Annotated in this window: 4 protein-coding genes and 1 pseudogene; all 5 read left to right on the top strand. The window is 68.8% G+C overall.

Features of this window, described 5'->3' with window-relative positions:
• Window positions 1-457: 457 nt before the first annotated feature.
• On the top strand, window positions 458-1,441 hold the full coding sequence (locus tag VN779_RS25230; RefSeq protein ID WP_349260940.1) for a LacI family DNA-binding transcriptional regulator: 984 nt from the start codon (window positions 458-460) through the stop codon (window positions 1,439-1,441).
• Window positions 1,442-1,726: 285 nt separating this feature from the next.
• Window positions 1,727-1,963, top strand: a pseudogene (locus VN779_RS25235) (hypothetical protein); the annotation flags it as partial.
• Between the two features lie 177 nt (window positions 1,964-2,140).
• Window positions 2,141-2,512 (top strand): hypothetical protein, encoded by a 372-nt coding sequence (locus VN779_RS25240; RefSeq protein ID WP_325727657.1) that lies wholly within the window; start codon window positions 2,141-2,143, stop codon window positions 2,510-2,512.
• A gap of 408 nt (window positions 2,513-2,920) precedes the next feature.
• Complete coding sequence (gene pglW / locus VN779_RS25245) at window positions 2,921-7,741, top strand: BREX system serine/threonine kinase PglW (RefSeq protein ID WP_325727663.1); 4,821 nt, start codon at window positions 2,921-2,923, stop codon at window positions 7,739-7,741.
• Window positions 7,738-8,085 (top strand): hypothetical protein (locus VN779_RS25250; protein WP_325727661.1); only part of this gene is annotated, 348 nt, incomplete at its 3' end. The genes pglW and VN779_RS25250, both read left to right, overlap by 4 nt.

Here is an 8,085-nt window from a genome sequence, read left to right on the forward strand (position 1 = left end):
CGAACTCCTGTTCGTCCGTTCAGTTGGCCGAGCCGCGGCCGGGTCGCCCGAAATCCCGGCCAGGGCGATTGGCGAGTCAGCGAACGCCGAGTGGCAATGGCAGCTGAGGACGGCTTCTCAGACCGCCCTCTGTTATCGCTCACGCTGCGCAATCCTCACGCTGAAAATGCAAAACCGCAGGCAGAAGCGGCTTCGCTATGCAGTGACAGAGCCTTGCTGTGAGAGAGTGTTCACGTTAACAACACGTCCGTCAAGCACGGAAAAAGATTTCGCCGCATTCATCATTGAAGGTGCGACCACTCATCACCACGAGCGATAACATAGATCCCTAAGTCGTCCTCACCTGGCGGCCGGACTGTTCCGTGTGTAAGCGGTAGAGGGGTGCGCGGTGGGCAGGGCTGGGGCTACGGCCGGCGACCAGAACGGGAAACCGCGTCCGCCTGCGCGCGACGCGGCCATCACCGACGTGGCGCAACTGGCCGGGGTCTCCCATCAGACCGTCTCGCGCGTGCTCAATGACCACCCCAACGTGAGCCCGCAGACGCGGCTGCGTGTGCAGGCTGCGATGGCCGAGCTGCGTTACCGGCCCAACAACGCGGCGCGCGCCCTCGTGACCGGGCGTTCCAAGGTGATCGGCGTGGTCGCCCAGAACACGACGCTGTTCGGTCCGGCTTCGATGCTGACCGCGTTCGAACAATCAGCGTCAGACGCCGGATTCGCGGTCGCGGTAGCGAGCGTGCGGGCTCTGGACCGGCGGTCGATCGCCGAGGCGGTCGACCGGCACTTGGCCCAGCGCGTGGCCGGCGTCGTCGTCATCGCGCCGGTGGCCTCGGCAGGTGAGGCGCTGGACCACATGCCGACCGACCTGCCACTGGTGTGCATCGACGGCGATCCGCAACGAAGCACTCCGCTGGTGACGGTCGATCAAAGCGCCGGAGCGAGCCTCGCCACGCGGCATCTGCTTGACGCCGGTCATTCGACGGTATGGCACGTGAGCGGGCCGGACGACTGGTTCGACAGTGTGGGACGGATTGCGGGATGGCGCGCCGCCCTTGAGCGCGCGGGCGTCGACCCACCTCCCGTCCTATCAGCAGACTGGAGCCCGGCGGCCGGATACCGCGTCGGTCAACTGCTCGCACGGATGTCTGACGTCACGGCGGTATTCGCGGCGAACGATCATCTGGCGCTCGGGATTCTCAAGGCGCTGCGCGAGTTCGGCCGCGTGGTGCCGCAGGACGTGAGCATCGTCGGGTTCGACGACATTCCCGAGGCCGCGTACTTTGTCCCGCCGCTGACGACGATCCGCCCCGACTTCGACGCGGTGGCCCGTGCGGCGCTGAACGTGTTGCTGCGCCAGATCGGCACCGGCGTGGTGTCCGACGAGCGCGAGACGATCGCCCCCGTGTTGGTCACCCGCGAAAGCGTCGCCGCGCCGCGCTAGGGCCTAGGCCGTGTGTAAGAAGTAGCGTCGGACAAGGCCGCGGTGTCTGGCGCGTGCGATCGCAAGGCGGAGGGTCGTCCTCGTACCGGGCGTACGGCAGCGCCCAACAGGTGCCTGGCGGCACCGGGGATCCGACAACGCAGCGAGCGTGCGTGGCAGGCGTCGCGGCCCCGGCGCTACTTCTTACACACGGCTTAGCTCACGCGGTCCTGTCCCGGCCGAGTCGTCGGCTCTTCAACGCTGGTCCGATGTCCTTCCCTGCTGCCTGTTGACGTCTGCCGAGCCGCGGCGGGGCTGATCACCCGCAGCAGGGACGCCCAGCGGCGCCCCTGCCACCTGAACGTGGCCGCGCTCGAGGAGCTGACCAGCTGGATCGACGCCTACCGACTGCAAGCCGAGCAGCGCTACCGCAGGCTCGACGCGGTCAGCACGGTCGAGCAGCGCGACACGATGGTCGCCAGCGGCATGGAACACGGCCTGCGCGACTCGATGCAGCGCCTGGAGGAGGTGCTGGCCCGATGACCGGACAGGTAATCGTCGACATCACGATGTCGCTGGACGGACACGTCACCGCGCCGGGCGCGGGCATCGAGCACGGGCTCGGCATCGACGGCGAACCCCTGCACGAGTGGGTGTTCGCCGGCACCGCCGAGGACGACGCGATCCGCGACGAGATGACCGCGCACCGGCGCGGTCATCATGGGCCGCCGGTTGTTCGACGTCATCGACGGCCCGCGCGGCTGGAGCGACTCAATCGGCTACGGCGCCGACCGCAACGCGCAGCCACCGGTGTTCGTGCTTACCCATCAACCGCCGCACACCTGGCGGCTCGGCGAACGGTTCAGCTTCGTCACCGAGGGACCGCACCGCGCACTAGAGCGGGCCCGCGCGGCGGCGGGCGAGAAGGACGTCGTGGTCATGGGCGGCGGCGCCGTCTGTCACGAGGTCCTCGCTGCGGGCTTGGCAGACATTCTCAATATTCACCTCGCCCGATCGTCCTCGGCGGCGGTACGAGACTGTTCCCGGCTCAGGACGCACCACGTCTTCGGCTGCAACAGGTCGGCATCGTGACCACGCCGGCGGTGCACCACCTGTCCTATCGGGTGACCGACTAGGCCAGCCAATCAGAGGTCTGTGTCCGCGCTTCCAGGCATGGTCCCGAAGGAAGGTGACCACGATGGCAGGCAAAGCCAAGACAAATCACCGCGATCGCCAACATGTTCGTCTCACTCGACGGCTATGTACATCCGACCCGGTTCCCGTTGGTCACCCGACCCGCCGAGCCGTTCGACCTGCGCATAACCGGCACCAGGCCTGAGTTAATCGGATAGTGTGGCGCTGATATAACGCCCATCGGCGCATTCGTCGTTGTCGGGCGTTGTAGGGCTACGCCTGGTGGTGGGTGTGACCTGATCGGACGTGGCGACGGCACCGCCCGCTTCGGCGGAGTCCCGCCGTGGCAGAGGGGTGGCTGAGCAAGTGCCGTCGGGGCGCGGGAGAGCGGCTAGCCGTCCGGAGGAGCCCGGCGGTGGCGGCGTCTCTGGGAGACTGGCCCGCCGGTGGGCACAGATCGGGCCGAGCCCGTACGAGTGGGAGCAAAGCGGCCTGGACCATATCCGCGGGCTCATGCCGGATCTGCCGCCATATCGCGCGGTCGCGCTGTTCACCTTCACTGCGTTCAGCGGGCGCGTGAACGAATGCGACCTGTTCATCGCTGTGCCCGGTGGCCTGTACCTGCTCGAACTCAAGGGTCATCCCGGCCGGCTGACGAACCGGGGCGGGAACTGGACGTTCCATCACCTCGGAACCGACCAGCGCCAGCGCAACCTGTACCTGACCAACCCGCTGCATCCCGTCGAGATGAAGTCGCGGGACTTGCGTTCGCGGCTGCAGAGGGCAGCCGAACGGCGCAATCTCGGGGCGCAAATCCCGCGCATCAACGCGGCCGTGTTCCTCTCCGCGGAGAATCTTCAATCCGAGCTCGACGAGGGCGAGCGGCTGAACATCTACGGCCGCAACGATCGCGAGACCGGACTGCTCAAGATCTGGGACGACCTGCTGCGCAAGCCGCCGGTCCGGCAAAGCGACCGGCTGGACGAGTCGCTCACCCGGCATCTGCCGATGCTGTTCGGCGACATCGGCGTCGCGGCGCCACAGGCGCATCTGCGCTTCGGTGACGATTGGAAACTGGCCGGAAAGCCGTTGGACCAGGGTCCGACCTGGGAGGACCGACTGGCCACGCGCGAGGGCCTGGTCGAGGAGGCCGGGCGGGTACGCATCTACCTCACCGAATTGGAGGCGAACGAGCAGGCCAGGACCTCGGTGTGGCGGGCGGCGGAGCGCGAGTACCAGGTACTCCAGGGACTGCGGCACCGCGGCATCGCCGAGGCCCGCGACCTGCGGCACCACGACGCCGGTCCGGCGATCCTGTTTCGGCACGACCCCGCGGACCTGCGCCTGGAGCAGTACCTTTCCGCTTTCGGCGAATCGCTCACGCTTGAGGCGCGACTGGGCCTGGTCCGGCAGCTTGCGGAGGCGCTGCGGTACGCGCACCGCCGCTCGCTGTTTCACCGGGCGCTCGCCGCGCGCTCTGTGTATGTGTCGGCTCGGCCGGACGGCTCGAAGCCGGTCCTGCGGATTATCGACTGGCAGACCGCGGCCCGCGATTTCTCGGACAGCAGCTCGACGCGGATGCGGTCGCTGGGCCGAGACTCCGCGACCGAGGCGCATCTGGAGACCTCGGCCGAGCCCTTCCTCGCGCCCGAGTTCAACGCCTACCATCCGGACCCTGCGGGCTTGGACGTGTTCGGCCTGGGCGCGGTCAGCTATCTGGTGCTGACCGGCGAACCGCCCGCGGCGAGTCGTGGCGCGTTGCAGGATCGGCTGGACGCGGATCGCGGCTTGCATCCGACAGCCCACGTGGATGGGCTGGGCGACCAGCTCGATCAGCTGATTTTCGATGCGACGCGGTATGACGCGGACGACCGCTTGCCGGATGCCGAGACGTTCCTGGAGCGGCTCGCCGCGATCGAGGCGGGCGGCTTACTCGAGGAACCGCAGGCCGATGCGGCCGCGGTGCACACGGACGCGCTAGAGGCCAAGCCGGGCGACTGGCTCGACGATCAGACGTGCGTCAAAGCTCTGCTTGGCACCGGCGGAACGGGCCGGGCGCTGCTGGTCGAGCGCATCCGGGAGGGCGCGGACGGCGAACCGGTTGTCGATCCGCCTCATGTGCTGAAGGTCGCGCTCAACCATACGGACGCGGCCGACCGGCTGCGCGCGGAGGCGCAGACGCTGCACAAGGTGCAGGGCGGCCAGATCGTCCGGTTGCTCCACGAGCCGCGGGAGCTGGCCGGCCACACGGTGATCGACATTCAGTTCGCCGGCGACCACTCGCTGGCCCGCGAGCTGCGCGAGACCGGCAAGCTGCCGTACGTGCGGCTGAAGAATTTCGCCGACGACCTTCTTCGAGCCCTGATGGTCTTGGAACGCGAGGAGGTCATGCACCGGGACATCAAACCGGACAACCTGGGCGTATTTCGGGTGCCGCGCAACGACGAGCGCGAGTTGCTGCTGTTCGACTTCTCGCTCGCGGGGAACCCGAGGACGGACGTCACCTCGGGCACCTCGGGCTATCTCGATCCTTTCCTCGGCACTCGAAGCCGACCGCGCTATGACGAGCAGGCCGAACGGTATGCGGTCGCGGTGACGCTGCACGAGATGGCCTCGGGCGAGAAACCGTTGTGGGGCAACGGAAGCAGCGACCCGAAGGCGCTGACGGATCAGGTCCCGAACATCGCGGCGGAGTTGTTCAACCCGTCGCTGCGCGAGGGCCTGACAGCGTTCTTCCATCGGGCACTGCATCGTGACGCCGATCGGCGGTTCGACAGCGCGCGGGAAATGGCGGACGCCTGGAGTCGCGTGTTCGTCGACGCCGAGCGCACAACGCCACCGACGACACCGGTGACGGTCGGCCTTACCGAGCTCGGACGGCGGCAGCCGACGCTCAGCGACCAGCGCGACGCAGCCGCGGCAGCCGCGGCGGTGGACACTGCGCTCGATGCCGCGGGCCTCTCCCCCGCCGCGCTGGAGGTCGCGCATTGGCTGCGCGCGAACACGGTGGGCGAGTTGCTGGGCGTGCCGCAGTACAAGATCAATCGGGCGCGGGGCGCAGGCACGCTGGCGAAGCGGGAGCTGAACCAGCGGTACAAGGAGTGGACGCGGCGGCTGCGGCAGCCGGTCGGCGTGCTGCCGGAGTCGGGCGGTGCGGGACGTTCGGTGGCCGGAGCCGGGGAAGCCGGCGTGGATGGCATGGGCTCGGTTGGAGCCAGCTCGGGCGACGGTAGTGCCGGTGCCGGCGTTCTGGGGCTGGGTCACGGTGTCGGTGTCGACGCCGACGCCGACGCCGACACTGATGCCGCCGCGGGCGCTGCGGCGGCGGAGCGGCTGACTGTCGACGCGATGGCGGCCGACCTGATTCGCGCCGCGGAGGCGACGGTCCGGCGCAGGTCCTCGAAGAAGGTCGAGGCGCTGCGCGTCCATCTCGGTTTGACCGAGGACGGTTCGGTGTTGTGGTGGCCGACGCAGAAGGAGACTGCTGATGCGCTCCATGTGACGCAGGGCGCAGTCAACCAGTACGTGCTCGGGATGGCCGCCGAGTGGTCGGCGATGCCGTGGATGGGCGTGCTTCGGGATGACATCGCGGCGGTGCTGGAGTCGGCCGGGCGCGTCATGGCGGTGCGGGAGCTGGCATCGGAGGTCCGGGCGCGCGCCGGGGCGTTGACGAGTGACCGTAGGTTGGCGCTTCGGTATGCGATGGCGGTGGCCCGGGCGGCGCTGGAGGTGGAGCGCGGGGAGGAGGAGCCGCGCTTCAAGGAGTCGCGGCGCGGAAGCGATGTGTTCGTCGCGTGGGAATCACTGCCTGGTGCTGTGCCGCCGGCCCCGGCGCGTGACGAGTTGGTTGACTACGCGGCGCAGCTGGGTCGCGCGGCCGATGACGCGGTGTCGGCCGATCCGCTGCCAGGTGCGGCGGCGGTGCGTAAGCAGTTGCGTGCAGTGCCCGCGCCGGAGGGCATGACTCCGCTGGCCGACACTCGGTTGGTCGCGCTCGCGGCGGCGGCGTCGCGCAAGGCGTTGGCCTCGCCGAGGTTGGATCTGTACCCGCGTGACCTGGGCCTGGTGCGTGCGCTGCGGATTTCGCAGGCTGCGGCGGGGGTTGGCCACGAGCCGGGAGTGTCGGTGCCGGATCTGTTGGAGCGGATCCGGGTGCGGTTCCCGGAACTGGACTTCGGCGACGTGACGCATGTTCAGCTCGGCGAGGCGCTAAAGCGGGCTGACTATCCGCTGGCGTACGACGTGTCGCGTCACGTGTTCCGCGGCCCGCTACGACAGCCGCCGCCGTCGACGGGTCTCGCGTCTCGCACGGCGACGAGCGGCGATGGCAGGCATGCGGCCGAGGGCGCGACGGCGCGGCTCGCGGAATCCGTAGCGGTGGGTGGGTTCCGCGCGCTGACGGTGCACGTGCGGCACCTGCCAGGATTGGCGGCTGCGATTGCGGATGCGTGCTCGGCAGATGGAACGGTTGGCGGTTCGGCGGCCAGTTCGACGTCCGGCGTGGCAGGTCGTTCGGAAGGCAGCTTGGGTGCAGTCGTGCCGGTGGACGTGGACGCGGAGTTCCTGGACCAGTTCCGGGAGCTTGCGCGGCAGAACGGCCAAGACTGGTCGAAGGTACTGCGGATCGACGGTCGGCTCGTGCCGGGCGGTAGCGACGTACCGCGCGCGTTCGTCGGCTATGTCGAGGAAGTCGTGAAGCGGCTGGCCACTGACTGGGTGGCGCGTGTACGCGGCGACGCGCCGCGTGATGATCTTGTCCAGCTGAGCGGGACAAGTCAACGGTCGGACGCGGAGGGTGGCCGAGCCTCGGCGCGTGATCGCCATCGGATCCTGTTCTTGCACAACGCGAGCCTGCTGGCCCGATACTGGGAGTTCGGCGGTCGTGATCTTCTGACGGCGTTGCAGAAATCCGCGCGGCGTCCAAGCGAGGATCCGTATGGTCTGTGGCTGCTGTGTCCGGCGGAGAACCCGCAGGCCACGCCGCAGTTGGACGGGCGCCTGGTGGAGACTTACGCACCGGACGGCGAGTGGATCGCGTTGACGAGTGCGGCCGTGGACCAGGTGCGGCGGCAGGCGGAGAGCGGAAAAGCTGACGGTAACGGTGCCGGTGTCGGTGCCGAAGCTGCGCAAGGGGATGCTGCGCAGAGTGATGCGGTGCTGAGCGATGAGGATCGGAGCGAGCGGTGAGCGGGCGCGGAACGCGGGTGGGCCGCAGCGCGGCTACGGCGGCGACAGCTGATGACGGCGCGAGCGGAGCGCGAGTCACGGGCGTCGATTCGCGTGCGCTGCTGGCGGATTTGAAAAAGCAGGTCGCGTTTCTGGAGAAGGATCTGCGGGCGCGGGCGACGGACACCGGCGAGGAGGGTGCGCGGTTCGCGGAGCAGTTGCAGGCGGAGTGGCAGCGGGCGAAGGACGCGGGGCGCACGGCGGCGAGCTACTCGGCGTGGCTGGATGAGCGGGTCGCGCAGGCCGCGGCGGCGTGGGTGCTCAGTTGCGTGTTCGTGCGGTTCGCTGAGGACAACGAGCTGATC

It is taken from the genome of Actinocrinis sp., assembly GCF_035605935.1.
Lineage (GTDB): Bacteria > Actinomycetota > Actinomycetes > Streptomycetales > Catenulisporaceae > Actinocrinis.